Origin of the sequence: Rubrivivax rivuli (genome assembly GCF_004016505.1) — a bacterium.
Lineage (GTDB): Bacteria > Pseudomonadota > Gammaproteobacteria > Burkholderiales > Burkholderiaceae_C > Rubrivivax > Rubrivivax rivuli.
The window spans coordinates 342,178-366,252 of the sequence record NZ_SACR01000004.1; the positions used below are offsets into that span (position 1 = coordinate 342,178).

The 24,075-nt window shown below is 69.0% G+C and carries 21 protein-coding genes; 17 read left to right on the plus strand and 4 right to left on the minus strand.

Annotated features, from left to right (window positions below):
* Nucleotides 1-19 precede the first annotated feature (19 nt).
* The 12 genes from EOE66_RS13920 to EOE66_RS13975 all read left to right on the plus strand — a co-directional run bounded on the left by EOE66_RS13920 (nucleotide 20) and on the right by EOE66_RS13975 (nucleotide 13,025).
* The gene (locus EOE66_RS13920; protein WP_128229339.1) at nucleotides 20-517 is read left to right on the plus strand and encodes an NADH-quinone oxidoreductase subunit NuoE family protein; all 498 of its coding nucleotides are present in this window, start codon (nucleotides 20-22) and stop codon (nucleotides 515-517) included.
* Nucleotides 514-1,857, plus strand: coding sequence for an NADH-quinone oxidoreductase subunit NuoF (gene nuoF, locus EOE66_RS13925; RefSeq protein ID WP_128229340.1), 1,344 nt, complete (start codon nucleotides 514-516; stop codon nucleotides 1,855-1,857). Before EOE66_RS13920 ends, nuoF begins: the two co-directional genes overlap by 4 nt.
* A gap of 23 nt (nucleotides 1,858-1,880) precedes the next feature.
* Nucleotides 1,881-4,208 (plus strand): NADH-quinone oxidoreductase subunit NuoG, encoded by a 2,328-nt coding sequence (gene nuoG / locus EOE66_RS13930; RefSeq protein WP_128229341.1) that lies wholly within the window; start codon nucleotides 1,881-1,883, stop codon nucleotides 4,206-4,208.
* A gap of 5 nt (nucleotides 4,209-4,213) precedes the next feature.
* Nucleotides 4,214-5,275 carry an NADH-quinone oxidoreductase subunit NuoH gene (gene nuoH, locus EOE66_RS13935; protein WP_128229342.1) on the plus strand — a complete coding sequence of 354 codons (1,062 nt, stop codon included), beginning with the start codon at nucleotides 4,214-4,216 and terminating at the stop codon, nucleotides 5,273-5,275.
* Nucleotides 5,276-5,285: 10 nt separating this feature from the next.
* On the plus strand, nucleotides 5,286-5,783 hold the full coding sequence (gene nuoI / locus EOE66_RS13940) for an NADH-quinone oxidoreductase subunit NuoI (protein WP_128229343.1): 498 nt from the start codon (nucleotides 5,286-5,288) through the stop codon (nucleotides 5,781-5,783).
* A 114-nt stretch (nucleotides 5,784-5,897) separates the two neighbouring features.
* Nucleotides 5,898-6,530, plus strand: a complete 633-nt coding sequence (locus EOE66_RS13945) for an NADH-quinone oxidoreductase subunit J (protein ID WP_128229344.1) — start codon at nucleotides 5,898-5,900, stop codon at nucleotides 6,528-6,530.
* The gene (gene nuoK, locus EOE66_RS13950; protein ID WP_054137980.1) at nucleotides 6,527-6,859 is read left to right on the plus strand and encodes an NADH-quinone oxidoreductase subunit NuoK; all 333 of its coding nucleotides are present in this window, start codon (nucleotides 6,527-6,529) and stop codon (nucleotides 6,857-6,859) included. Before EOE66_RS13945 ends, nuoK begins: the two co-directional genes overlap by 4 nt.
* 1 nt (nucleotide 6,860) lies before the next feature.
* Nucleotides 6,861-8,888 carry an NADH-quinone oxidoreductase subunit L gene (gene nuoL, locus EOE66_RS13955; protein ID WP_128229345.1) on the plus strand — a complete coding sequence of 676 codons (2,028 nt, stop codon included), beginning with the start codon at nucleotides 6,861-6,863 and terminating at the stop codon, nucleotides 8,886-8,888.
* A gap of 42 nt (nucleotides 8,889-8,930) precedes the next feature.
* On the plus strand, nucleotides 8,931-10,406 hold the full coding sequence (locus EOE66_RS13960; protein ID WP_128229346.1) for an NADH-quinone oxidoreductase subunit M: 1,476 nt from the start codon (nucleotides 8,931-8,933) through the stop codon (nucleotides 10,404-10,406).
* A gap of 22 nt (nucleotides 10,407-10,428) precedes the next feature.
* The gene (nuoN, locus tag EOE66_RS13965; RefSeq protein ID WP_128229347.1) at nucleotides 10,429-11,910 is read left to right on the plus strand and encodes an NADH-quinone oxidoreductase subunit NuoN; all 1,482 of its coding nucleotides are present in this window, start codon (nucleotides 10,429-10,431) and stop codon (nucleotides 11,908-11,910) included.
* Between the two features lie 19 nt (nucleotides 11,911-11,929).
* Nucleotides 11,930-12,544: an NUDIX domain-containing protein gene (locus tag EOE66_RS13970; RefSeq protein WP_128229348.1), complete on the plus strand. Its 615-nt coding sequence runs from the start codon at nucleotides 11,930-11,932 to the stop codon at nucleotides 12,542-12,544.
* Nucleotides 12,545-12,554: 10 nt separating this feature from the next.
* Nucleotides 12,555-13,025, plus strand: coding sequence for a DUF1178 family protein (locus EOE66_RS13975; RefSeq protein ID WP_128229349.1), 471 nt, complete (start codon nucleotides 12,555-12,557; stop codon nucleotides 13,023-13,025).
* A gap of 46 nt (nucleotides 13,026-13,071) precedes the next feature.
* Here the strand turns inward: EOE66_RS13975 and EOE66_RS13980 are convergent, their stop codons facing one another.
* Together EOE66_RS13980 and EOE66_RS13985 are read right to left on the minus strand one after the other, a co-directional pair.
* Nucleotides 13,072-14,475, minus strand: a complete 1,404-nt coding sequence (locus EOE66_RS13980) for an FAD-binding oxidoreductase (RefSeq protein WP_128229350.1) — start codon at nucleotides 14,473-14,475, stop codon at nucleotides 13,072-13,074.
* The gene (locus tag EOE66_RS13985; protein ID WP_128229351.1) at nucleotides 14,472-14,909 is read right to left on the minus strand and encodes a DUF2069 domain-containing protein; all 438 of its coding nucleotides are present in this window, start codon (nucleotides 14,907-14,909) and stop codon (nucleotides 14,472-14,474) included. The genes EOE66_RS13980 and EOE66_RS13985 overlap by 4 nt, the downstream gene beginning before the upstream one ends.
* 17 nt (nucleotides 14,910-14,926) lie before the next feature.
* Here EOE66_RS13985 and EOE66_RS13990 point away from each other — a divergent pair, with 17 nt between their 5' ends.
* On the plus strand, nucleotides 14,927-16,186 hold the full coding sequence (locus EOE66_RS13990; RefSeq protein ID WP_245479037.1) for a YihY family inner membrane protein: 1,260 nt from the start codon (nucleotides 14,927-14,929) through the stop codon (nucleotides 16,184-16,186).
* A 13-nt stretch (nucleotides 16,187-16,199) separates the two neighbouring features.
* On the opposite strand, the gene EOE66_RS13995 is transcribed toward EOE66_RS13990, so the two are convergent.
* Nucleotides 16,200-17,000 carry an alpha/beta fold hydrolase gene (locus EOE66_RS13995; RefSeq protein ID WP_128229352.1) on the minus strand — a complete coding sequence of 267 codons (801 nt, stop codon included), beginning with the start codon at nucleotides 16,998-17,000 and terminating at the stop codon, nucleotides 16,200-16,202.
* A complete protein-coding gene (locus EOE66_RS14000; protein ID WP_128229353.1) occupies nucleotides 16,997-18,298 on the minus strand; it encodes an O-acetylhomoserine aminocarboxypropyltransferase in 1,302 nt (433 codons plus the stop codon). Before EOE66_RS14000 ends, EOE66_RS13995 begins: the two co-directional genes overlap by 4 nt.
* A gap of 141 nt (nucleotides 18,299-18,439) precedes the next feature.
* On the opposite strand from EOE66_RS14000, the gene EOE66_RS14005 reads away from it, so the two are divergent.
* From EOE66_RS14005 to EOE66_RS14020, 4 genes are all read left to right on the plus strand, one after another.
* Nucleotides 18,440-18,892 (plus strand): CBS domain-containing protein, encoded by a 453-nt coding sequence (locus tag EOE66_RS14005; RefSeq protein ID WP_128229354.1) that lies wholly within the window; start codon nucleotides 18,440-18,442, stop codon nucleotides 18,890-18,892.
* 12 nt (nucleotides 18,893-18,904) lie between these two features.
* Nucleotides 18,905-21,655 carry a hybrid sensor histidine kinase/response regulator gene (locus tag EOE66_RS14010; RefSeq protein ID WP_128229355.1) on the plus strand — a complete coding sequence of 917 codons (2,751 nt, stop codon included), beginning with the start codon at nucleotides 18,905-18,907 and terminating at the stop codon, nucleotides 21,653-21,655.
* A 79-nt stretch (nucleotides 21,656-21,734) separates the two neighbouring features.
* Nucleotides 21,735-22,844, plus strand: coding sequence for a chorismate synthase (gene aroC / locus EOE66_RS14015; RefSeq protein ID WP_128229356.1), 1,110 nt, complete (start codon nucleotides 21,735-21,737; stop codon nucleotides 22,842-22,844).
* Nucleotides 22,841-24,058 (plus strand): MFS transporter, encoded by a 1,218-nt coding sequence (locus EOE66_RS14020; RefSeq protein ID WP_245479038.1) that lies wholly within the window; start codon nucleotides 22,841-22,843, stop codon nucleotides 24,056-24,058. The genes aroC and EOE66_RS14020 overlap by 4 nt, the downstream gene beginning before the upstream one ends.
* Nucleotides 24,059-24,075: the final 17 nt, after the last annotated feature.

Genomic DNA, 24,075 nt, shown 5'->3' on the forward strand with positions numbered 1-24,075 from the left:
GCCTGAAGAGCACACCCCGATGCAGTTCCCTGAATCGACCCTCGCGCGCTTCGCGAAGGAAGTGGCCAAGTACCCGGCCGACCAGAAACAAAGTGCGGTGATGGCCTGCCTGGCCGTTGTGCAGCACGAGCAGGGTCATGTCTCGGTCGAGGCTGAAGCTGGCATCGCCGCTTACCTGGGCATGCCCGCGATCGCGGTGCACGAGGTCAGCACCTTCTACAACATGTACAACACGCAGCCGGTGGGCCAGTTCAAGCTCAACGTCTGCACCAACCTGCCTTGCGCTTTGCGCGATGGCGACCAGGCCCTGGCCCACGTCTGCAAGAAGCTGGGCGTCGAGCCCTACGGCACCACGGCCGATGGCGTGTTCACCGTGCAGCCCAGCGAGTGCCTGGGCGCCTGCGCCGACGCGCCGGTGATGCTGGTGAACGACCGCCAGATGCTCAGCTTCATGTCGAACGACAAGCTCGACGAACTGCTGGCCCTGTTGAAGGCGAATGCCGAGGTGGCGAAATGACGCTCGACCTGTCGAAGTTCCAGGCGCAGGGCACGGAAACCTGCTTCCACGACCGCCACATCGGCGCGCAGATCTACGCCGGCCTCAACGGCAGCAACTGGCACCTGCAGGACTACGTGGCCCGCGGTGGTTACAGCGCGCTGCGCAAGATCCTCGGGCTGGATGGCGGCGAGGGCATGACGCAAGACCAGGTCATCGCCGAAGTGAAGCTCAGCGCGCTGCGCGGCCGCGGCGGCGCAGGCTTCCCCACCGGGCTGAAGTGGAGTTTCATGCCGCGCATGTTCCCGGGTCCGAAGTACCTGGTGTGCAACAGCGACGAAGGCGAGCCCGGCACCTGCAAGGACCGCGACATCCTCGCCTACAACCCGCACATCGTCATCGAAGGCATGGCCATCGCCGCCTACGCGATGGGCATCAAGACGGGCTACAACTACATCCACGGCGAGATCTTCGAGGTCTACGAACGCTTCGAGCAGGCGCTGGAAGAGGCGAGGGCCGCCGGCTTCCTGGGCGACAACATCCTGGGCAGCAATTTCAGCTTCCAGCTGCATGCCTTCCACGGCTTCGGCGCCTACATCTGCGGCGAAGAGACCGCGCTGCTGGAGTCTCTCGAAGGCAAGAAAGGCCAGCCCCGCTTCAAGCCGCCGTTCCCGGCCAGCTTCGGCCTCTACGGCAAGCCGACCACGATCAACAACACCGAGACCTTTGCTGCGGTGCCGTGGATCATCAACAACGGCGGCCAGAAGTACCTGGAGTGCGGCAAGCCCAACAACGGCGGCACCAAGATCTTCAGCGTGGTGGGCGACGTCAACCAGCCCGGCAACTTTGAGATCCCCCTGGGCACGCCCTTCAGCAAGCTGCTGGAACTGGCCGGTGGTGTGAAGGGCGGCAAGCTCAAGGCCGTGATCCCCGGCGGCAGCTCGGCGCCCGTGCTGCCCGGCGCCACGATGATGGACCTCACGATGGACTACGACGCCATCGCCAAGGCCGGCTCGATGCTGGGCTCGGGCGCCGTCATCGTGATGAACGAGCACCGCTGCATGGTCAAGAGCCTGCTGCGCCTGAGCTATTTCTACCAGCACGAAAGCTGCGGCCAGTGCACGCCCTGCCGTGAAGGCACGGGCTGGCTGTGGCGCGTGATCCACCGCATCGAACACGGCCAGGGCCGCCCCGACGACCTGGCGCTGCTGGACAGCGTGGCCTTCAACATCAAGGGCCGCACCATCTGCGCGCTGGGTGATGCCGCCGCCATGCCGGTGGAAGGCATGCTGAAGCACTTCCGCGACGAGTTCGCGCACCACATCGAACACAAGACCTGCATGGTCTCGGTTCCTGCCTGAGCAGCAAAAGAGCAGCGCCCGCCATGGCCGACATCCAACTCGACGGCAAGACCGTCACCGTTCCCGACGGCAGCATGGTCATGCATGCGGCCGACGCTGCGGGCACCTACATCCCGCACTTCTGTTACCACAAGAAGTTGAGCATCGCGGCCAACTGCCGCATGTGCCTGGTGGACATCGAGAAGATGCCCAAGCCCATGCCCGCCTGCGCCACGCCGGTGACCAACGGCATGGTGGTGCGCACGAAGAGCGAGAAAGCGCTGAAGGCGCAGCAGTCGGTGATGGAGTTCCTGCTCATCAACCACCCGCTGGACTGCCCCATCTGCGACCAGGGCGGCGAGTGCCAGCTGCAAGACCTGGCCGTGGGCTACGGCAAGAGCAGCAGCCGCTACGAGGAAGAAAAGCGCGTCGTCTTCCACAAGGACGTGGGCCCGCTCATCAGCATGGAAGAGATGAGCCGGTGCATCCACTGCACACGCTGCGTGCGCTTCGGGCAAGAGGTGTCCGGCATCATGGAACTGGGCATGGTGCACCGCGGCGAGCACAGCGAGATCACCACCGTGGCCGGCAAGACGGTGGACAGCGAGCTTTCGGGCAACATGATCGACATCTGCCCGGTCGGCGCGTTGACCAGCAAGCCTTTCCGCTACAGCGCACGCACCTGGGAGCTCTCGCGCCGCAAGAGCGTGAGCCCGCACGACAGCACCGGCGCCAACCTCATCGTGCAGGTGAAGGCCAACCAGGTGATGCGTGTCGTGCCGCTGGAGAACGAGGCCGTCAACGAGTGCTGGATCGCCGACCGCGACCGTTTCAGCTACGAGGCGCTGAACGGTGATTCGCGCCTGAAGCAGCCCATGATCAAGCAGGGCGGCCAGTGGCAGGCGGTGGACTGGAACACCGCCCTAGGCTACGTGGCCGACGGGCTGAAGCGCGTGAAGGCCGAGTTCGGTGCCGCAGGCATCGGCGCACTGGGCCACGTGAGCAGCACGGTGGAAGAACTGCACCTGCTGGCGAAGATCGTGCGCGGCCTGGGCAGCGAGAACGTCGACCACCGCCTGCGTCATGCCGACTTCAGCGCCGCGCCCGCGGGCCAGGCACGCTGGCTGGGCACGAGCGTCGCGTCGCTGTCGACGCTGGAGCGTGTGTTCGTCATCGGCAGCTTCCTGCGCAAGGACCACCCGCTGTTCGCACAGCGCATCCGCCAGGCCGTGCGCCGCGGCGGGCAGGTCTACAGCCTGAACGCCGTGCACGACGACTGGGCCATGCCCGTGGCCGGCACGCTGACCGCCGCGCCGCCAGCCTGGGCCCAGCAGCTGGCCGAGGTGGCCGCCGCCGTCGCGCAAGCGAAGGGCGCTGCGGCCCCCGTGGCCGCCACGCCGGGCGCGCACGCGCAGGCGGTGGCGAACGCGCTGCTGGCCGGTGAGCGCAAGGCCGTGCTGCTGGGCAACGCCGCGGCGCAGCACCCGCAAGCCTCGCAACTGCTGGCGCTGGCCGGCTGGATTGCCGAGCACACTGGTGCCACCGTCGGCTACCTGGGCGAGGGCGGCAATGCCGTCGGCGCGCAGATCGTCGGCGCGCTGCCTGGCCCCGGCGGCCTGAACGCCGGCCAGATGCTGAGCCAGCCCATGAAGGCGCTGCTGCTGCTGAACACCGAGCCCGTGCTCGACGCCGCCAACGCCGCCGCCGCGCGCCAGGCGCTGGGTGGCTCGGGCCTGGTGGTGGGCCTCACGGCCTTCAAGGACACCATGGCCGACGTGGCCGATGTGCTGTTGCCCATCGCGCCCTTCACCGAAACCGCCGGCTGCTTTGTCAATGCCGAAGGCCGCGCGCAGAGCTTCCACGGCGTCGTCAAACCCGCAGGCGATGCCCGCCCGGGCTGGAAGGTGCTGCGGGTGCTGGGCAACCTGCTGGGCCTGCCGGGCTTCGATTTCGAGACCGCCGAAGACGTGCGCGCCGCTGCCCTGGGCGACACCGCCACGCTGGCGCAGCGTTTGAACAACCAGGCCGATGTCGGCGCACTCAGCGCAGCGCTGCCGGCTGCCGATGGCGGCCTGCAACGCGTGGCCGATGTGCCCATCTACGCCAGCGATGCCACCGTGCGCCGCGCCGTCTCGCTGCAGTTCACCGCCGATGCGAAGGCGCCGCTCGTGGGCCTGCCCAGCGCGCTGTGGCAACAGCTGGGCCTCGCACCCGGCGCCAAGGTGCGCGTGACACAAGGCGAAGCCAGCGCCGTGCTGGCTGCGCGTGAAGACGCCACCTTGGCTGCCAACGCGGTGCGTGTGGCGGCGGGCCACCAGGCCACCTCGTCCCTCGGCGCGATGTTCGGCGCCATCACCGTGGAAAGGGCCTGAGCACCATGTTCGAAGGCCTGCATCAATTCGGCAATGCCACCTTCGGCACCGGCCTGTGGCTGGTGCTGTGGAGCCTGATCAAGATCGTCGCGGTGGTGCTGCCGCTGCTCGGCTGCGTCGCCTACCTCACGCTCTGGGAGCGCAAGGCCATCGGCTGGAGCCAGATCCGCCCCGGCCCCAACCGCGTGGGCCCCTACGGCCTGCTGACGCCCATCGCCGACGCGGTGAAGCTGATCTTCAAGGAGATCATCCGCCCCACCGCCGCGAACAAGGGCCTGTTCTTCCTGGCTCCGGTGATGACCATCATGCCGGCGCTGGCCGCCTGGGCTGTCATCCCCTTCGGCCCTGAAATCGCATTGGCCAACATCAACGCCGGCCTGCTCTTCCTGATGGCCATCACCAGCCTGGAGGTCTACGGCGTCATCATCGCCGGCTGGGCCAGCAACTCGAAGTACGCCTTCCTCGGTGCGCTGCGGGCCAGCGCGCAGATGGTCAGCTACGAAATCGCCATGGGCTTCTGCCTCGTGGTCGTGCTGATGGTCTCGGCGAGCATGAACCTCAGCGAGATCGTGGCTGTGCAGGGCCGCGGCATGATGGCCGACATGGGCCTGGGTTTCCTCAGCTGGAACTGGCTGCCGCTGCTGCCCATCTTCGTGATCTTCTTCATCTCGGGCCTGGCCGAAACCAACCGCCACCCCTTCGACGTGGTGGAGGGTGAATCCGAGATCGTGGCCGGCCACATGATCGAGTACTCGGGCATGAGCTTCGCCATGTTCTTCCTGGCCGAGTACGCCAACATGATCCTGGTCAGCACGCTGACCGTGCTGCTCTTCCTGGGGGGCTGGCTGCCGCCAGTGGCCTTCCTCGACTTCATCCCGGGCTGGATCTGGCTGGCCATCAAGGTCTTCGTGGTCGTCACGATGTTCCTGTGGGTCCGCGCCACCTTCCCGCGCTTCCGCTACGACCAGATCATGCGTCTGGGCTGGAAGGTGTTCATTCCCCTCACGCTGATCTGGCTGGTCGTCGTCGGCCTGTGGATCCAGTCGCCCTTCAACATCTGGAAGTGAAGGCAAGACCATGTCGACCATCGCTGCCATCAAGGACGTCGTCTCCAGCCTCTTCCTGACCGAGCTCTTCAAGGGCATGGCCATCACGGGCAGGCACTTCCTGAGCAAGACCATCACGGTGCAGTTCCCGGAAGAGAAGACGCCGCAATCGCCGCGTTTCCGCGGTCTGCACGCGCTGCGCCGTTATGAAAACGGCGAAGAGCGCTGCATCGCCTGCAAGCTGTGCGAGGCCGTGTGCCCGGCCATGGCCATCACCATCGAGAGCGACGTGCGCCAGGACGGCAGCCGCCGCACCACGCGCTACGACATCGACCTCACGAAGTGCATCTTCTGCGGCTTCTGCGAAGAGAGCTGCCCGGTGGACAGCATCGTCGAGACGCACCACTTCGAGTACCACGGCGAAAAGCGCGGCGACCTCTACTTCACGAAGGACATGCTGCTGGCGGTGGGCGACCGCTTCGAGAAAGACATCGCTGCCAACCGCGCCGCCGACGCCAAATACAGATGAGGCCCCCGAGCTCGCTGGCGCTCGCTCCCCCCCGAGGGGGCCGTCCGCCGATGGCCCGGCGAAGCCGGTTCCATGGCGGGAAGCTTGATCGCCGTGCCGCACAGCACCATTGACATGAACACCATCACCGGTCTCTTCTACCTGTTCTCGGCCGTGCTGCTGTTTGCAGCCTTCCGGGTCATCACCGCGCGCAGCACCGTGCACGCGGCGCTGTTCCTCGTGCTCAGCTTCTTCAGCGCCAGCTGCATCTGGATGCTGCTGCGCGCCGAATTCCTGGCCATCACGCTGGTGCTCGTGTACGTGGGCGCGGTCATGGTGCTCTTCCTCTTTGTCGTGATGATGCTCGACATCAACAGCGACAAGTTCCGTGAGGGTTTCTGGACCCACCTGCCCATCGCAGGCCTGGTGGGCGCGCTGATCGCGCTGCAGATGGCCCTGGTGCTGATGCGCGGCTTCCAGCTCGAAGCGCCGGCCCCCACCGCCAAGGCGCTGGAGATGGGCAACACCAAGCTGCTCGGCATCGAGATCTACACGCACTACCTCTACCCGCTGCAGCTGGCGGCGGTGCTGCTGCTGGTGGCCATCATCGCGGCCATCGCACTCACGCTGCGCGAGCGCAAGGACAGCCGCCACATGAACCCCGGTGAACAGGTGCGCGTGAAGAAGGCCGACCGCGTGCGGCTGGTGAAGATGGACGCCACGGTCGAGCAGCCCTCGGCACCCAAGCAGGAAGGCGGTGCAGCATGAGCGGCCTGGGCCCGATCACGCTGGGGCACTACCTGTCCCTCGGCGGCATCCTCTTCGCGCTGTCGGTCATCGGCATCTTCCTGAACCGGCGCAACCTCATCGTGCTGTTGATGGCCATCGAGCTGATGCTGCTGGCCGTGAACCTGAACTTCATCGCCTTCTCGCACTACCTGCCGCTGGAGGCCGACCGCATGGCCGGCCAGGTGTTCGTGTTCTTCATCCTCACGGTGGCGGCGGCCGAATCGGCCATCGGCCTGGCCATCCTGGTGGTGCTGTTCCGCAACCGCGCGTCGATCAACGTTCAAGAGCTCGACGAGCTCAAGGGCTGACATGGCCATCTCTCAGAATCTGCTGCTGACCGTTGCGCTGGCCCCCCTGGCCGGCGCCATGATCGCCGGCTTGGCCGGCAAGTGGGTGGGCCAGCGCGGCGCCCATTTCTTCACCATCCTGGGCGTGCTCATCGCCTTCATCGGCTCTTGCGTGGTGCTTTCGCAGGTGGCCGGCGGTGCGCGCTTCAACGAGACGCTCTACCAGTGGAGCGTGGTCGGCAAGACGGTGATGGAAGTCGGCTTCATGGTCGACGGCCTGACTGCCATGATGATGGTGGTGGTGACCTTCGTCAGCCTGATGGTGCACGTCTACACCATCGGCTACATGGAAGGCGACCCGGGCTACCAGCGCTTCTTCGCCTACATCAGCCTCTTCACCTTCAGCATGCTGATGCTGGTGATGGCCAACAACTTCCTGCAGCTGTTCTTCGGCTGGGAAGCGGTGGGTCTGGTGAGCTACCTGCTGATCGGCTTCTGGTTCAAGAAGCCGACCGCGGTGTTCGCCAACATGAAGGCCTTCCTGGTCAACCGCGTGGGCGACTTCGGCTTCATCCTGGGCATCGGCCTGGTGCTGGCCTACACCGGCTCGCTGAACTACACCGAGGTTTTCGCCAAGGCGCCTGAACTCGCGAAGATCACCTTCCCGTACCCCACCGTTGGCGGCGACTGGATGCTGATCACCGTGATCTGCATCTGCCTGTTCATCGGCGCGATGGGCAAGAGCGCGCAGTTCCCGCTGCACGTGTGGCTGCCCGATTCTATGGAAGGCCCGACGCCGATCTCGGCGCTGATCCACGCCGCCACGATGGTGACGGCCGGCATCTTCATGGTGGCGCGCATGTCGCCGCTGTTCGAGCTGAGCGACACGGCGCTGAACTTCGTGCTCGTCATCGGCGCCATCACGGCGCTGTTCATGGGCTTCCTGGGCATCATCCAGAACGACATCAAGCGCGTGGTGGCCTACTCCACGCTGAGCCAGCTGGGCTACATGACGGTGGCCTTGGGCCTGTCCGTCTACAGCGTGGCCGTGTTCCACCTGATGACGCACGCCTTCTTCAAGGCGCTGCTTTTCCTGGCTGCCGGCAGCGTGATCATCGGCATGCACCACGACCAGGACATCCGCAACATGGGCGGCCTGCGCAAGCACATGCCGGTGACCTGGCTCACCGCGCTGCTGGGCTCGCTGGCGCTCATCGGCACGCCGCTGTTCTCGGGCTTCTACAGCAAGGACAGCATCCTCATCGCTTCGCACCACAGCAGCTTGCCTGGTGCCACTTTCGCGATGGTGGCCATCTACATCGGCGTGTTCGTCACGGCCTTCTATTCGTTCCGCATGTACTTCCTGGTCTTCCACGGTGAAGAGCGCTTCCACCACAAGCCCTTCCCGCCCGAAGACGACCACAGCCACGGCCACGACGACCACCACGACCACACGCCGCACGAATCGCCCTGGGTGGTGACGGCGCCGCTGATCCTGCTGGCCATCCCCTCGGTGCTGATCGGCTTCATGGCCATCCAGCCCATGCTCTTCGGTGAGTTCCTGAAGGACGCCATCCTTGTCGATGCCACCAAGCACCCGGCCATGGCCGCGCTGGCGAAAGACTTCCATGGCGCTTCCGCGATGGCCCTGCATGGCGTGCAGACCCTGCCGTTCTGGCTGGCCCTGGGCGGCGTGGCCACCGCCTGGTGGTTCTACCTGAAGCAGCCGGCCATCCCCGCGGCCATCGGCAAGGCCCTGAGCCCCATCGTGCGCGTGCTGGAGAACAAGTACTACCTCGACTGGTTCAACGAAAACGTGCTGGCCAAGGGCTCGCGCCTCATCGGCACGGGCCTGTGGAAGGGCGGCGACCAGGCTGTCATCGACGGCACCTTGGTCAACGGCTCGGCCGGCTTGGTGGGTCGCATCGCGGGGCTGGTGCGCCAGCTGCAGACCGGCCACCTCTACCAGTACGCGCTGGTGATGCTGCTGGGCATCTTCGGCCTGCTCACCTGGCAGCTGTGGCCCTACTTCGGCAGCCTCATCCGCTGAGCCTGGCCTGAACCCGACAGAACAAGACAGAGAGAACAAGTAATGGGTCTGCTGAGCCTGTCCATCTGGTTGCCTGTTGCCTTCGGCGTGCTGCTGCTGGCCGTGGGCCGCGACCAGAACGCCAGCACCGTGCGCGGCCTCGCGCTGGTGGGGGCCATCGCGTCCTTCCTGGTCACGCTGCCGGTCATCACGCGCTTCGAGATCGGCACCGCGAAGATGCAGTTCGTCGAGAAGTTCTCGTGGATCGAGCGCTTCAACCTGCACTACCACCTGGGCGTGGACGGCCTGTCGATGTGGTTCGTGCCGCTGACGGCCTTCATCACCGTCATCGTGGTCATCGCCGCGTGGGAAGTCATCCAGGAACGCGTGGCCCAGTACATGGGAGCCTTCCTCATCCTCAGCGGCCTGATGATCGGCGTGTTCTGCGCCCTCGACGGCATGCTGTTCTACGTGTTCTTCGAGGCCACGCTGATCCCGATGTACATCATCATCGGTGTCTGGGGCGGCCCGAAGCGCGTCTACGCGGCCTTCAAGTTCTTCCTCTACACGCTGGCCGGCAGCCTGCTGATGCTGGTGGCGCTGGTCTACCTCTACTTCAAGAGCGGCGGCAGCTTCGACATCCAGGCCTGGCACAAGCTGCCGCTGGACCTGCACGCACAGACCCTGCTGTTCTTCGCCTTCTTCGCGGCCTTCGCGGTGAAGGTGCCGATGTGGCCGGTGCACACCTGGCTGCCCGACGCCCACGTCGAGGCGCCCACCGGCGGCTCGGTGGTGCTGGCGGCCATCATGCTGAAGCTGGGCGCCTACGGCTTCCTGCGCTTCTCTATGCCCATCGCGCCCGACGCCGCGCGCGAGTTCGACTGGTTCATCGTCACGCTCAGCCTCGTGGCCGTGCTCTACATCGGCCTGGTGGCCCTGGTGCAGCAGGACATGAAGAAGCTGGTGGCCTACAGCTCCATCGCGCACATGGGCTTCGTGACCTTGGGCTTCTTCATGTTCAACGAACTCGGCGTGGCCGGCGGCATCGTGCAGATGGTCAGCCACGGCTTCGTCTCGGGCGCGATGTTCCTGTGCATCGGCGTGCTCTACGACCGCGTGCACAGCCGCGAGATCGCCAGCTACGGCGGCGTGGCCAACACCATGCCCAAGTTCGCGGCCTTCGCGGTGCTCTTCGCCATGGCCAACTGCGGCCTGCCGGGCACGGCCGGCTTCGTGGGCGAGTGGATGGTCATCCTGGGCGCCGTGGAATACAACTTCTTCATCGCGCTGCTGGCCGCCACCACGCTGATCTTCGGCGCCGCCTACACGCTGTGGATGGTCAAGCGCGTCTACTTCGGCGATGTCGCCAACGACGACGTCAAGCAGTTGCAGGACATCAACGGCCGCGAGTTCCTGGTGCTCGCCGTGCTGGCGCTGGCGGTGCTGTGGATGGGCCTTTACCCCAAGCCTTTCACCGACGTGATGAACGCCTCGGTGGCCGAACTGCTGCAGCACGTGGCGCGCTCCAAGCTGAACTGACGGCCGAAAGAAGACAAGAAACATGAGCTCGATGAACTGGCACGTCGTCCACCCCGAGTTGTGGCTGTTGCTGGCGGCCTGCGTGGTGCTGCTGGTCGACATCTTCAACAACGACCCGGAACGCCGCCCCACCTTCTGGCTGACCCAGGCCTCCATCGCCATCTTCGTGTTCCTGCAGCTGCAAGACCACGGCGACGGCATCACGGCCTACGGCATGCAGGGCATGGTGGTGGTCGATCCCATGGGCCGGCTGCTGGCGGCGCTGGCGGGCCTGAGCGTGATGGTCACGCTGGCCTATGCCCGCCCCACGCTGGCCTCGCGCGACATGCTCAAGGGCGAGTTCTTCACGCTCGCACTCTTCGTGCTGCTGGGCATCAGCGTGATGTGCTCGGCCAACAATTTCCTCGTCGTCTATCTCGGCCTGGAACTGATGAGCCTGAGCCTGTACGCGCTGGCCGCGCTGCGCCGCGACCACGCCATCAGCACCGAAGCCGCGATGAAGTACTTCGTGCTCGGCGCGCTGGCCAGCGGCTTCCTGCTCTACGGCCTGAGCATGATGTACGGCGCCACCGGCACGCTGGAGATCCCCAAGGTCTTCGAGCGCATCGCCACCGGCAGCATCAACAAGGAAGTGCTGGTCTTCGGCGTCGTCTTCGTCGTCGCCGGCCTGGCCTTCAAGCTGGGCGCCGCGCCCTTCCACATGTGGGTGCCCGATGTCTACCAGGGCGCGCCCACGCCCGTCACGCTGCTGATCGGCGGCGCGCCCAAGTTCGCGGCCTTCGCCATCACCATCCGCCTGCTGGTGGAAGGCATGCTGGGCCTGGCGGTCGACTGGCAGCAGATGTTCATCGTGCTGGCCGTGGCTTCGCTGGCCATCGGCAACCTGGCGGCCATCGCGCAGAGCAACTTGAAGCGCATGCTGGCCTACAGCACCATCTCGCAGATGGGCTTCATCGTGCTGGGCTTGAGCGCCGGCGTCGTCAGCGGCAACACGCTCAGCGCGGGCAACGCCTACAGCTCGGCGATGTTCTACCTGGTGGCCTACGTGCTCACCACGCTGGGCACCTTCGGCCTGATCATGTTCCTGAGCCGCCAGGGTTTCGAGAGCGAAGAGATCAGCGATTTCGCGGGCCTGGCCAAGCGCAGCCCCTGGGTGGCCGGCGTGATGACGGTCTTCATGTTCTCGCTGGCCGGCGTGCCGCCGATGGTGGGTTTCTTCGCCAAGCTCTCGGTGATCCAGGCCCTGGTCACGACCAACGTGCCCTTCTACATCGGCCTGGCCGTGGTGGCGGTGGTGTTCTCGCTGATCGGCGCCTACTACTACCTGCGCGTGGTGAAGGTGATGTGGTTCGACGAGCCCTCGCAGACCGCCGCCGTGGTGCAGCCGCAAGGCGTGACGCTGCTGCTGGCGATCAACGGCGCGGCGGTGCTGCTGTTCGGGCCCTTCAGCGGTGGCGTGATGGCGCTGTGCCGCGACGCCATCGTCAAGGCCCTGGCGAGTTGAAGCCCGTCGGCAGCAAACCATGGCCGCCGACGACGACGAACACCTGATCGAACGCAGCACCGGCGAAAGCGCGGTGCTGCACCGCGGCTGGCTCGAACTGCGCAAGGACGTGGTGCAGTTGCCCGATGGCAGCCGTGCCACGCGCGAGTACCTGCGCCACGGCGGCGCCGTGGCCGTGGTGCCGCTGCTCGATGACGAGCCCGGCGCCGAGACTCGCCTGGTGCTGGTGCGCCAGTACCGCTACCCGCTGCAGAAAGTGCTGCTCGAGTTCCCGGCCGGCAAGCTGGAGTCCGGCGAGGACACCCTGACCTGCGCGATGCGCGAGTTGCAGGAGGAAACCGGCTACGTTGCGCGTGAGTGGGCCTACGGTGGCGAGATCCACAACGCCGCCGCCTACAGCACCGAGAGCATCTGGATCTGGTTCGCACGCGGGCTGCAGCCCGGTCCGCCGCGGCCCGATGCCGGCGAGTTCGTCGAGACGGTGACGCTGCCGCTGGCGGCGCTGGAAGCGCTCAGTGACCGTGGCGAACTGCCTGACGTCAAGACGCAGATCGGTTTGTTTTGGTTGCTGCGCGCACGCGCCGGCAAGATGTCATTACCTTGGCGGAGCGGCTCCAGCGGCGCCCACCTATGATGTCCGCACGATGAAAGTGCTGGATTTGCGCTGTTCCCACGGCCACGCCTTCGAGGGCTGGTTCGCATCGGAAGACGACTTCCTGGAGCAGAACGGCCGCTCGCTGATCGCCTGCCCCTTGTGTGGGGACCACGCCATCAGCCGCACGCCCTCGGCCCCACGCCTGAACCTTTCGGGCGCGCGTGAGGTGGTGCCCCTGCCGGGCTCGCACGCCGCCGCAGAGCCCGCCGCGCTGCCCGCGCAGGCCCGTGTCGAAGAGGTGCAGGCCGCCTGGCTGCGGGGTGTGCGCCAGTTGATCGCCCGCACCGAAGACGTGGGCGCCCGTTTCCCGGAAGAGGCCCGCCGCATCCACTACGGTGAGGCGCCGAACCGCGGGATCCGCGGACACGCCACGCCCGAGGAGCGTGAAGCACTGCAGGAAGAGGGCATCGAGACCGTGGCCATCCCGGTGCCGCGTTCGCTCGACGGCCCGCTGCAATAGCGCTGCCCTGCAGCCTGCCGCAGGCGCGCGCCCTGCCGCCCGGCGCCTAGATCACACGACCCGGGTTCAAGAGGTTCTGCGGGTCCAGCGCGGCCTTGATGCGGCGCATCAGGGCCAGCGCCACGGGTGACTTGCGGCGCGACAACTCGTCGCGCTTGAGCGCGCCGATGCCGTGTTCGGCGCTGAAAGAGCCGCCGTGCCGCGCGACCGCATCGAACACCACCGTGTTCACCGCGTGCTCCTGCTCGGCCAGGAAACGCCGGCCATCTTCGCCACGCGGCGCTTGCACGTTGTAGTGCAGGTTGCCATCGCCCAGGTGGCCGAAGTTCACCAGCTGCACGCCGGGGAACTGCGCCTGCAGCGCCGCATCGGTCTCTTCCACGAAGGCCGGGATGCGAGAGACGGGCACCGAGATGTCGTGCTTGATGTTCGGGCCTTCCTCGGCCTGCGCCAGCGGGATGCTCTCGCGCACATGCCACAGCGCCTGGCCCTGGGCCAGGGTCTCGGCCACCACGGCGTCGTGCACGATGCCGGCTTCCAGCGCCGCGCCCAGCACGCCTTCGAAGGCCTCGCGCGCATGGGCTTCGCTCTCGGTGTCGCTGTGCTCCAGCAGCACCGTCCAGGCCGCCTCGGGCAGCGGGTGTGGCAGGGTGGGAAAGTGCTTCGCGGTGAGTGCCAGCGCGTAGCCCCCCATCATCTCGAAGCCGGTGAGCCCCGCGCCCAGCCGCGCGCGCGCCAGCTGCAGCAGCGCCACGCAATCGGCCACGCTGGCGCAGGCGGCCAGCGCGGTGCCGGTGGCGGCGGGTTGCGGCGCGAGCTTCATCGTGGCCGCGGTGATGACGCCCAGCGTGCCTTCGCTGCCGATGAAGAGGTCGCGCAGGTCGTAGCCGGTGTTGTCCTTGCGCAGGCCCGACAGGCCGCTCCAGATCTCGCCTTCGGCCGTCACCACCTCCAGGCCCAGGCAGAGTTCGCGCGCATTGCCCCAGCGCAGCACCTGCGTGCCGCCGGCGTTGGTGGCCAGGTTGCCGCCCAGCGTGCAGCTGCCCTCGGCGGCCAGGCTCAGGGGGAAGAGCAGCCCGCGCTCTTCGGCCGCATGCTGCACGGCCTGCAGCACGCAGCCGGCTTCGGCGGTGAGCGTGAGGTTGGCCTCGTCGATCTCGCGCACACGGTTCAGGCGCTGCAGGCTCAGCAGCACCTGGGTGCCGCTGGCATCGGGCACGCCGCCGCCCACCAGGCCCGTGTTGCCGCCCTGTGGCACCACGCTCACGCCGGCTGTGGCGCAGGCGCGCAGCACCGCGGCCACCTCGGCCGTGTTGCCGGGCCGCACCACCGCCAGCGCCTTGCCGCGCCAGCGGCGGCGCCAGTCTTGCTCCCAGGCGCTGAGGTCGCCCTCGTGCAGCACGTTGGCGGCACCGACCACACCGCGCAGCGTGTCCAGCAGTGCCGTCACGCCGCAGCCTCGCCGGCCGCCTTGGCCTTCTCGGCGGCCGCGAGCGCGGCGCCGTTGCGTTGCCGCCAGCGGATGTAGATGCCGCTCACGATGAAGAGCACCAGGCTCAGCACGATCTCCAGCACCGCCATCAGCTGGCTCACGCCGCTTTCGGTGGTGGCACGCACCACGCCTTCCATGAAGTACAGCCACACCAGCAGGCTCAGCCAGCGGAAGGTGTACATGCGGTGGCGCAGCAAGCCGGCCAAGCAGAACACCAGCGGCAGCACCTTCAGCGCCAGCGTGCCGCTGCCGGTGGGGGCCAGCCACAGCTCCCAAGCCAGGCCCAGGGCGATGAGGGCCAGCAGGGCCGCCAGCGCGGCGGCGCGCGTGCTGCGCACGATGGCGTCGGGCGCGCGCGGGGGGGTGTCGTCAGGGGTGGATGCAGAAGGCATGGGGCATCATAGCCAGCATGAACATGCTCTCGCGCCCGCAGGGGCGCTCGCTGGCCGGCCTGGTGGCCCAGGCCCGCCTGCAGGCCTCGCTGCTGCTGCAGACGCTGCGCACCTGGCCCTGGTTCGAGACCCTGCGCACGCTGCGCCAGCGTTTCAGCGAAGACCGCCTGGGCCTCACCGCCGGCAGCCTCACCTTCACCACGCTGATCGCGCTGGTGCCGCTGGTCACGGTGACGCTGGCCATCTTCACCGCCTTCCCGATGTTTGCAGGCCTCGAAGTGGCCTTGCAGAAGTACTTCCTGCAGAACCTGGTGCCCGATGGCATCGCGCGGCCGGTGCTGCGTTCGCTGACGCAGTTCGCGGCCAAGGCGCGGGGTATCGGGACGGTGGGCTTGGTGCTGCTGGTGGCCACGGCGCTGGCGATGTCGCTCACCATCGACCGCACGCTCAACGCCATCTGGCGCGTGCGCCGCCCGCGCTCTTTCGCGCAGCGCGTGCTGGTCTACTGGGCCGGGCTCACGCTGGGGCCGCTGGTGCTGGGCTTCAGCGTGTGGCTCACCTCCTACGCGGTGTCGGCCTCGCGCGGGCTGGTGGGCACCCTGCCGGGCGGGGTGGGCCTGCTGCTGGAGACCATGCAGTTCCTGCTCTTCGCCGGTGCCACCGCGGCGATGTTCCATTACGTGCCCAACACCTCGGTGCGCTGGCGCCACGCCTGGGCCGGCGGCTTGTTCGTGGCGGCGGCCTTCGAGCTGGCCAAGAAGGCGCTGGCTTGGTACGTCGATGCCGTACCCACCTTCTCGGCCGTGTATGGCGCCTTCGCCACGCTGCCCATCCTGCTGCTGTGGATCTACCTCGGCTGGGTGATCGTGCTGCTGGGCGCGGTGATCGCGGCCTACGCGCCCAGCCTGCAGATGCGCGTGGCGGCGCGCCCCGCGGTACCGGGCTGGCGATTCGAGCTGGCGCTGGCCGTGCTGCGCCTGCTGGACGCTGCAAGGCTGGGCCCGCAGCGGGGCCTGTCGCTGGCCGCGCTGGGCGAGGCCCTGCGGGCCGATCCGCTGCAGCTGGAGCCCCTGGTCGACCTGCTGGCCGAGCTGGATTGGGTGCAGCGCATCGACGAAGGCGGCAGCGCGCGCCATGTGCTTCTCTGCGACCCGGCGCGCACGCCGCTGCAGCCGCTGATCGACCGCACGCTGCTGGCGCCCAGCGCCACGGCCGCGGGCTTTCGCCGCAGCGCGGGCTTCGAGCAGGTGATGCTGGCCGACGCCTTGGCAGGCTGAAGCCGGCGCAGCCTCAGGCCAGCGCCGCGAGCACCGCGGCCAGCACGGCGTCAGGCGCTTCGGCCATCAGGTGGTGCCCGGCAGCCAGGGTGTGCACCTGGGCCTTCAGCCGCTGTGCCACCTCGCGCGCGCCGCGCGGCAGGGTCATCTGGTCGGCCTGGCCCAGCACCAGCGTGGCCGGGCAGCGCACCGCTTCCGCCGCGGCCAGCCCGCCGGCGTAGGCGTTGCAGGCCGAGAAATCGGTGTGGAAGAGCCGCGCATCGCCTTGCGCGGCCAGCACCTGGTGCATCAGCGCGCGGCTGCCGCCGTGCAGCCAGGTGCCCGGGCCGGGGTAGGAAGGCTTGGCGGCCCAGGTGGAGATGGAGAAGCCCGCCACGCGGTGGATGGCCGCCGCGGTGTCGGTGAGCGAGAGGTCCAGCAGCGCCTGCGGCACCGGCATGGGCACGCAGGTGCCCAGCATCACCAGGCGCGTGGCGCGCTCGGGCTGGCGTGCCGCAGCCTCCAGCGCCACCAGCGAGCCCATGCTGTGGCCGGCCAGCGCAGCCTGCTGCACGTCGGCGGCGTCCAGCAGCGCCCACAGCCAATCGGCCATGTCCTCCACGCGGGTCAGTGCCGGGCCGGCGCTGCGCAGGTGGCCGGGCAGGTCCACCGCCAGCACGCCGTACCCGTGGTGTGCGAACCAGCGCGCCAGCAGCGTGAAGACGCTGTGGTCGTTGAGCGCGCCGTGCACGAACACCACGCAGGGCAGGGTGGGGTCGAACGGCTTGCCGCCGGTGTAGGCGTAGACCTCGCGGTCGTGCACGCTGAGCTTCATGCCGTCACCTTCTCGGCCACCTTGAAGGCGCGCTTCAGGTCGTCGATGAGATCGTCGGCGTCTTCCAGGCCGATGCTCAGGCGGATCGTGCCGGCCGTGATGCCGGCCGCGGCCAGCGCCGCGTCGTCCATGCGGAAGTGCGTGGTGCTGGCCGGGTGGATGACGAGGCTGCGGCAATCGCCCACGTTGGCCAGGTGGCTGAAGATCTTCAGCGCCTCGATGAAGGCACGGCCCTGGGCGCGCGAGCCCTTCAGGTCGAAGCTGAACACCGCGCCGCAGCCGCGCGGCAGCAGGCGCTGGGCCAAGGCATGGCTCGGGTGTTCAGGCAGTTCGGGGTAGCCCACGCGCGCCACCTGCGCATGGCGGCTGAGGAAATCGACCACCTTGCGCGTGTTCTGGACATGCCGCGCCATGCGCAGCGGCAGGGTCTCGATGCCCTGCAGCATCAGCCAGGCGGTGTGCGGGCTCATGCACGCGCCGAAGTCGCGTAGGCCCTCGCGGCGCGCGCGCAGCAGGAAGGCGCCGTCGGTGCTTTCTTCGCTGAACACCAAGCCGTGGAAGCCGGCGTAGGGCTGGTTCAGTTCAGGAAAACGCTCGGCCGTGTGCCAGGGGAAACGCCCGCCATCCACCAGCAGCCCGCCCACCACGGTGCCGTGGCCGCAGAGGAACTTGGTGGCGCTGTGGAAGACGAGGTCGGCCCCATGCGCAAAAGGCTGCATCAGCCAAGGCGTGGTGAAGGTGCTGTCCACCAGCAGCGGCACACCGGCCTCGTGCGCGATGGCGCTCACCGTCGGGATGTCCAGCACATCGAGGCCGGGGTTGCCCAGGGTCTCGCCGAAGAGCAGCCGGGTCTCGGGGCGGACCGCGGCGCGCCAGCCGTCGATGTCGCCCGGTTTCACGAAGGTGGTGCTGATGCCGAAGCGCGCCAGCGTGTAGTGCAGCAGGTTGTGGCTGCCGCCGTAAAGCGCCGAACTCGCCACGATGTGCGAGCCCGCGCCCGCCAGCGTGCTGAGGGCCAGGAAGAGCGCCGCCTGGCCGCTGGCCGTGGCGATGGCGCCCACGCCGCCTTCCAGTGCCGCAATGCGTTCTTCCAGCACCGCGTTGGTGGGGTTGCTGATGCGGCTGTAGACGTGGCCGCTGCGCTCCAGGTTGAAGAGGCTGGCCGCGTGTTCGCTGTTCTGGAAGACGAAGCTCGTGCTCAGGTGCAGCGGCACGGCACGGGCGCCGGTGGTGGGGTCGGGCGCGGCGCCCGCGTGCAGGGCCAGGGTGTCGAAACCGGGGTCGCCGTAGCCGGGCATGGCTGTCCTTGATCGGGGTGGGGTGGGGCCGGGCAGCGAGGGCAGGCACCGCCTTTGCAGCCCTTGGGCGCGGGCATTGTGGGCTATATTGACCCGGTTCCAGTGCCGTGAGTGCGGCCGTCAACCGGGTGCCAAGCTGCCATGAAAGTCACCGACATCCTGCGCGTCAAGGGCAACACGCTCTTCACCGTGCAGCCCGACCAGCCCCTGGCCGAAGCCGTGCAGACCATGGCCGAACTCGACATTGGTTCGCTGGTCGTGATGGAGCACGGCGACGTGGTGGGCATGCTCACCTTCCGCGAGGTGATCGCCGCGGTGGTGGCCGGCGGCGGCAGCGTGGGCACGCGCCTGGTGCGCAGCGTGATGGACGACGCCCCACTCACCTGCACGCCCGAGACAGGCGTGGACGAAGTGCGCCGCATGATGCTGCAGCGCCACGCCCGCTACATGCCGGTGCTCGACCGCCGCACGCTGATGGGCGTGATCTCGTTCTACGACGTGGCCAAGACCGTGGTCGACGCGCAGGACTTCGAGAACCGCATGCTCAAGGCCTACATCCGCGACTGGCCCGAGAAGGACAGCCCCCCGGCCTGAGGCCCGCCTGCCTTGCGCTGCCCCGCGGTGCCGCCTGTGGCTTTGCTGCCGCCGCTGCTGCTGATCCTGTGCTGGCTGTTCAGCGCCCCGTCGCTGGCAGCGCCGTCGGCGGCCTCCCCGGCAGCGCCAGCGCCGAAGGTGGTGCGCTACGGCGTGCTGGCCAGCTTTCCGCCTTTCCAGGTGTGGCCGAAGGACGGTGTGCCCGGTGGTGCCGACATCGAGATCGTCGGCGAACTGGCGCGCGCGGCGGGGCTGGCCTTGCAGCCGGTCCGCTACACCGACTACCGCCAGCTCGAAGCCGACCTCGCCGCGGGCCGCGTGCAGCTGGCCAGTTCGATGGCGCGCACTTCAGAGCGTGAAGACCGCTTCCTCTTCACACCGCCCTACGCGCAGTTCCAGCTGGCGCTGCTGACCCGGGCCGAGCAGCCTTCGGCCGCCCTTTTGCCCGACCTGGCCGGGCGCAGCATCGCGGTGGTGAACGGCTATGCCAGCCAGGCCCAGGCCGACCGCCTCTTCCCGCTGGCCTCGCGCGTGGTCGTGGCCAGCCCGCGCGAGGGCATCGAGGCCGTGCGCACGGGTCGCGCCGACACCCTGCTCGAATCGCTGCCGGTGCTGGTGGACATCATCGAGCGCGAGCAGATCCGAGGCCTGTCGGTGGTGCGCCGCATCGACGCCCCCAGCGGGCGCCTGCACCTGGCCGTGCCGGTGGCTGAGGCGGCACTGGCGCAGCGCCTGTCCGAGGCCGTGCGCGCCTACCCGCCCACCCGCGTGGAGAGCCTCGTCGAGGCCTGGAGCGTGCGCGCCCCCGACAGCCGACCGCAGACCCTGCAGCTCAGCGCCGAAGACAGCGCCCTGCTGGCCGCCTGGCCCGCCCCGGTGGTGGGCCTGGTCGGACGCGAACCCCCCTTTGCCAGCCTGAACGCCGAGGGCCAGCCCGAGGGCCTGTCGGTGGACATGCTGCGCGGTGTGCTGCGGCGCCTGGGCAAGGAGCCCAAGGCCTGGGTGGCGCTCAGCGCCGACCAGGTGCCCGCGGCCCTGGCCGAAGGCCGCGTCGACCTGCTCGTGGGCGCCGACGAAGCCGCCGAGCGCGCCAGCCTGCTGCGCTTCGTCGGCCCCTTCATCGAGTACCCCACGGTGCTGGTGGGTCGCCCCGAAAGCGGCGCCTTCGACCTCGTGCAGCTGTACGGCCGGCGCCTGGCCCTGCCGCCGGGCAATGCGGCCCGGCCGTATGTGGAATCGCGCCACCCCGGCGTGCGCATCGTCGACTGCGCCGCGCTCGAGGCCTGCCTGCAGGCCGTGCGCGACGGCGAGGCCGACGCGACCATGACCGATGTCGTCGGCACCATGGTGGCGATGGCCCGTCAGCCGCGGGCCGACCTGCAGGTGATCGGCGCCGAGCCGGCGCTGCGCCGCTTCCACAGCCTGGCGCTGGCCGAGCGCCACGCGGCCCTGGTGCCGCTGTTCAAGCGGGCGCTGGACGTGGCCGTGGAGCAGGACATGCCGGTGCTGAAGACGCGCTGGTTCAGCCGCCCGGTGCAGGCCGACGTGCTGAGCGCGCTGCTGCGGCGCTACGGCCCGTGGGCGGCTGCCGTGCTCGCACTGCTGGCGGGGCTGTGGTGGGCGCACAGCCGCCGCCTGCATGCCGAGGTGCGGCGCACCTTGCAGGCACGGCAGGCCGCCGAGCGCGTGGGCGCCGAGAAGGCGCGCTTCGCCGCCTTCCTGGCCCACGAGGTGCGCAACTCGCTGCACAGCGTGATCGCCGGGGCCGAGCTGGCGCGCGAGCACCCGGGCGGCCCGGCCAACGCGGCCCGCCTGGCCGAAGCGGCGCGCGGCACCTTGCGCCTGCTGAACAACCTCATCGACCGCGACCGCCTCGACGCCGGCCGCCTGCGCCTGCACCCCGAGCCCGCGCGCCTGGGCCCCTTGCTGCAGGCCGTGCTGCGCGAGATGGCGCCCGCGGCCGAGATGGCCGGCCTGCGCCTGCAGCTGCAGGGGCCGGCGGCCGACCCGCGCCGGCAGATCGACGCGCTGCGCCTGCAGCAGGTGCTGCGCAACGTGCTGTCCAACGCCATCAAGTACGGCGCCGAGGGCGGGCCGAACGACGTGGAACTGGTGGCGCTGCCACCCGATCCACTGGCCCCCGCCACCGTGACGCTGGAAGTGCGCGACCGTGGCCGCGGCGTGCCCGAGGCCGATGTGCCGGGGCTCTTCGAGCCCTACGGCGCGGCCCACCGCGACACCGCCAGCGCCGGCCTGGGCCTGCCGATCAGCCGCGAGCTGGCGCGTTTGATGGGCGGCGATCTCACGCTGCAGGCGCGCCCCGGCGGCGGCACGGTGGTGCGCATCACGCTGCAGGCCGAACCGCTGCCCGAAGCCCCGGTGCCGCAGCCGGTGCGTGCGCTGCACGTGCTCGTGGTGGAAGACGCCGAGGTGCTGGCCCTGCTGCTGGCCCGCGCCTTCGAGCAGCGCGGCCACCGCGTGGAAGTGGCCGCGACCGTGGCGCAGGCGCGGCTGCGGCTGGCTGCGGGCGGCATCGACCTGCTGCTGAGCGACTTGCACCTGCCCGATGGCTCGGGGGCCGAACTGCTGGCCTGGGCGCAGGCCGAGCTGCCCGCACCGGCGCCCTGGCTGCTGGCGATGACGGCCGACCGCGACACCGAAGCCGCGGCGCTGGAAGGCCCGGTGGTGCGGGCGGTGCTGCAGAAGTCGGGAGATGCCGCAGCGCTGGCCGAGCGCGCCTTGCGCGAGGTGGCGGCGGCCTGAGCCGCGGGCCCCCTGGGGCACGGCTGGCCGCGCGGCCCGCTCTCTACAATTCGCGGTTTCCTTCAGCCCAGCCCCGCACATGTCCGGCAGCACCTTCGGCGAGCTCTTCCGCGTCACCAACTTCGGTGAGAGCCACGGCCCGGCCATCGGCTGCGTGATCGACGGCTGCCCGCCCGGGCTGGCCTTGACCGAGGTCGACATCCAGGGCGACCTGGACCGCCGCCGCCCCGGCACCAGCCGCCACGTGACGCAGCGCAACGAGCCCGACGCGGTGGAGATCCTCTCCGGCGTCTACGAGGGCCGCACCACCGGCACGCCCATCTGTCTTCTGATCCGCAACACCGACCAGCGCAGCAAGGACTACGGCAACATCCTCGACACCTTCCGCCCCGGCCACGCCGACTACACCTACTGGCGCAAGTACGGCCTGCGCGACCCGCGCGGCGGCGGCCGTTCTTCGGCGCGGCTCACCGCACCCATGGTGGCCGCTGGCGCCGTGGCCAAGAAGTGGCTGCTGGAGAAACACGGCACCACCTTCCTGGGCTGGATGAGCGCCCTGGGCGAGGTGGAGATCCCCTTCGAGAGCGCCGAGCACATCCCGCACAACCCCTTCTTCGCGCCGAACGCGGCCCTGGTGCCCACGCTGGAGGCGCACATGGACGCACTGCGCAAGGCCGGCGACAGCTGCGGCGCGCGCATCGAGGTGCGTGCCAGCGGCATGCCGGTGGGCCTGGGCGCGCCGCTCTTCGACAAGCTCGACGCCGACATCGCTTACGCGATGATGGGCATCAACGCGGTCAAGGGCGTGGAGATCGGCAGCGGTTTCGGCACCGTGCAAGAGCGCGGCAGCCAGCACGGCGACGAGCTCACGCCCGAGGGCTTCGCCAGCAACCACGCCGGCGGCGTGCTGGGCGGCATCAGCACGGGGCAAGACCTGGTGGTGCGCATCGCCATCAAGCCCACCAGCTCCATCCGCCTGCCCAAGCCCAGCATCGACCGCCAGGGCCAGCCCACGGTGGTGGAGACGCACGGCCGCCACGACCCCTGCGTGGGCATCCGCGCCACGCCCATCGCCGAGGCCATGCTGGCCCTGGTGGTGATGGACCACGCGCTGCGCCACCGCGCCCAGAACGGTGACGTGCAGCTGGCCGTGCCGCCCATCGCCGCGGCGCGGCCCGGCACGCCTTGACGCCGGCCTCCCCCGGCGCCGAGGCGCCGCCGCCGGCCGCCACCGGCGTGCTGGTGCGTTTCGGCACCTTGTCCTTCTGTTACTTCGCGGCCATCGGGCTCTTCAACCCGTATGCGCCGCTGTGGTTCCAGAGCCTGGGCTACTCCACGCTGCTGATCGGCGCCATCTCGGCGCTGCAGTCGGTGACCCGCCTGTTCGCGCCCTATGCCTGGAGCTGGTCGGGCGACCACAGCGGGCGCCGTGCGGAACTCATCCGGCTGGCGGCCTTCGGCGCGCTGCTCTCGGCGCTGGCCCTGCTGGGCGTGGAAGCGGCCCTGCCGGTGGCGGTGGTGACGCTGTGCATGTTCCTGGCCAACAGCGGCGTGGTGCCGCTGTCGGAGGCGCTGCTCTCGCAACTGCTGCACATGCCCGGCGGCGGCATCGACAGCGCCCGCTACGGCCGCGTGCGCGTGTGGGGTTCCATCGGCTTCATTGCCGCGGCTGCGAGCTTTGGCGTGCTGCTGGAGTGGACGGGCATCGCCATCTTCCCGGCTTTCGTGGCCGCGATGAACGCGCTGCTGCTGCTGGCCGCGCTGCGCCTGCCGGCCACGCACACCGCCGCCGTGCACGACGAGCCGGCGCCGCCGGTGCTGCCTCTGCTGCGCCGGCCCGAGGTGGCGTGGTTCTTCGCGTCCATCTTCTTCACGGTGCTGGCGCACACCAGCCTGTATGCCTTCTTCTCGCTCTACCTCGTGAGCCTGGGCTACGGCAAGTGGACGGTGGGCGCGCTGTGGGCGGTGAGCGTGGGCGTGGAGATCGTCTTCTTCTGGACGCAGGGGCGCTGGTTCCCGCTGCTCAGCCCCCGGCGCTGGCTGGAGGCCGTGGCTGCCGTCACCACGCTGCGTTTCGTGGCCACCGCGTGGGGCGGTGCCTGGGCGCCGGTGCTCGTGCTGGCGCAGCTGACGCATGCCATCACCTTTGCCGCGCACCACGCGGCCTGCATCGCGCTGGTGCACCAGCTCTTCCCGGGCCGCCTGCGCGGCCGGGGCCAGGCGCTGTACACCATGCTCGGCTACGGCATCTCAGGGGTGCTGGGGGGGCTGGGCGGGGGCTGGCTGATCTCGAAACTCGGCTTTGCCGCCGTGTTCTGGGCCGCCGCGGCCTGCGGGTGCGCCGCGTGGTTCTGCGCCCGGCGGGCAGGGCCTGGCCTCACGCTGGCTCAGGCTTCCCAGTGATTTGTTCGCAGGAGATG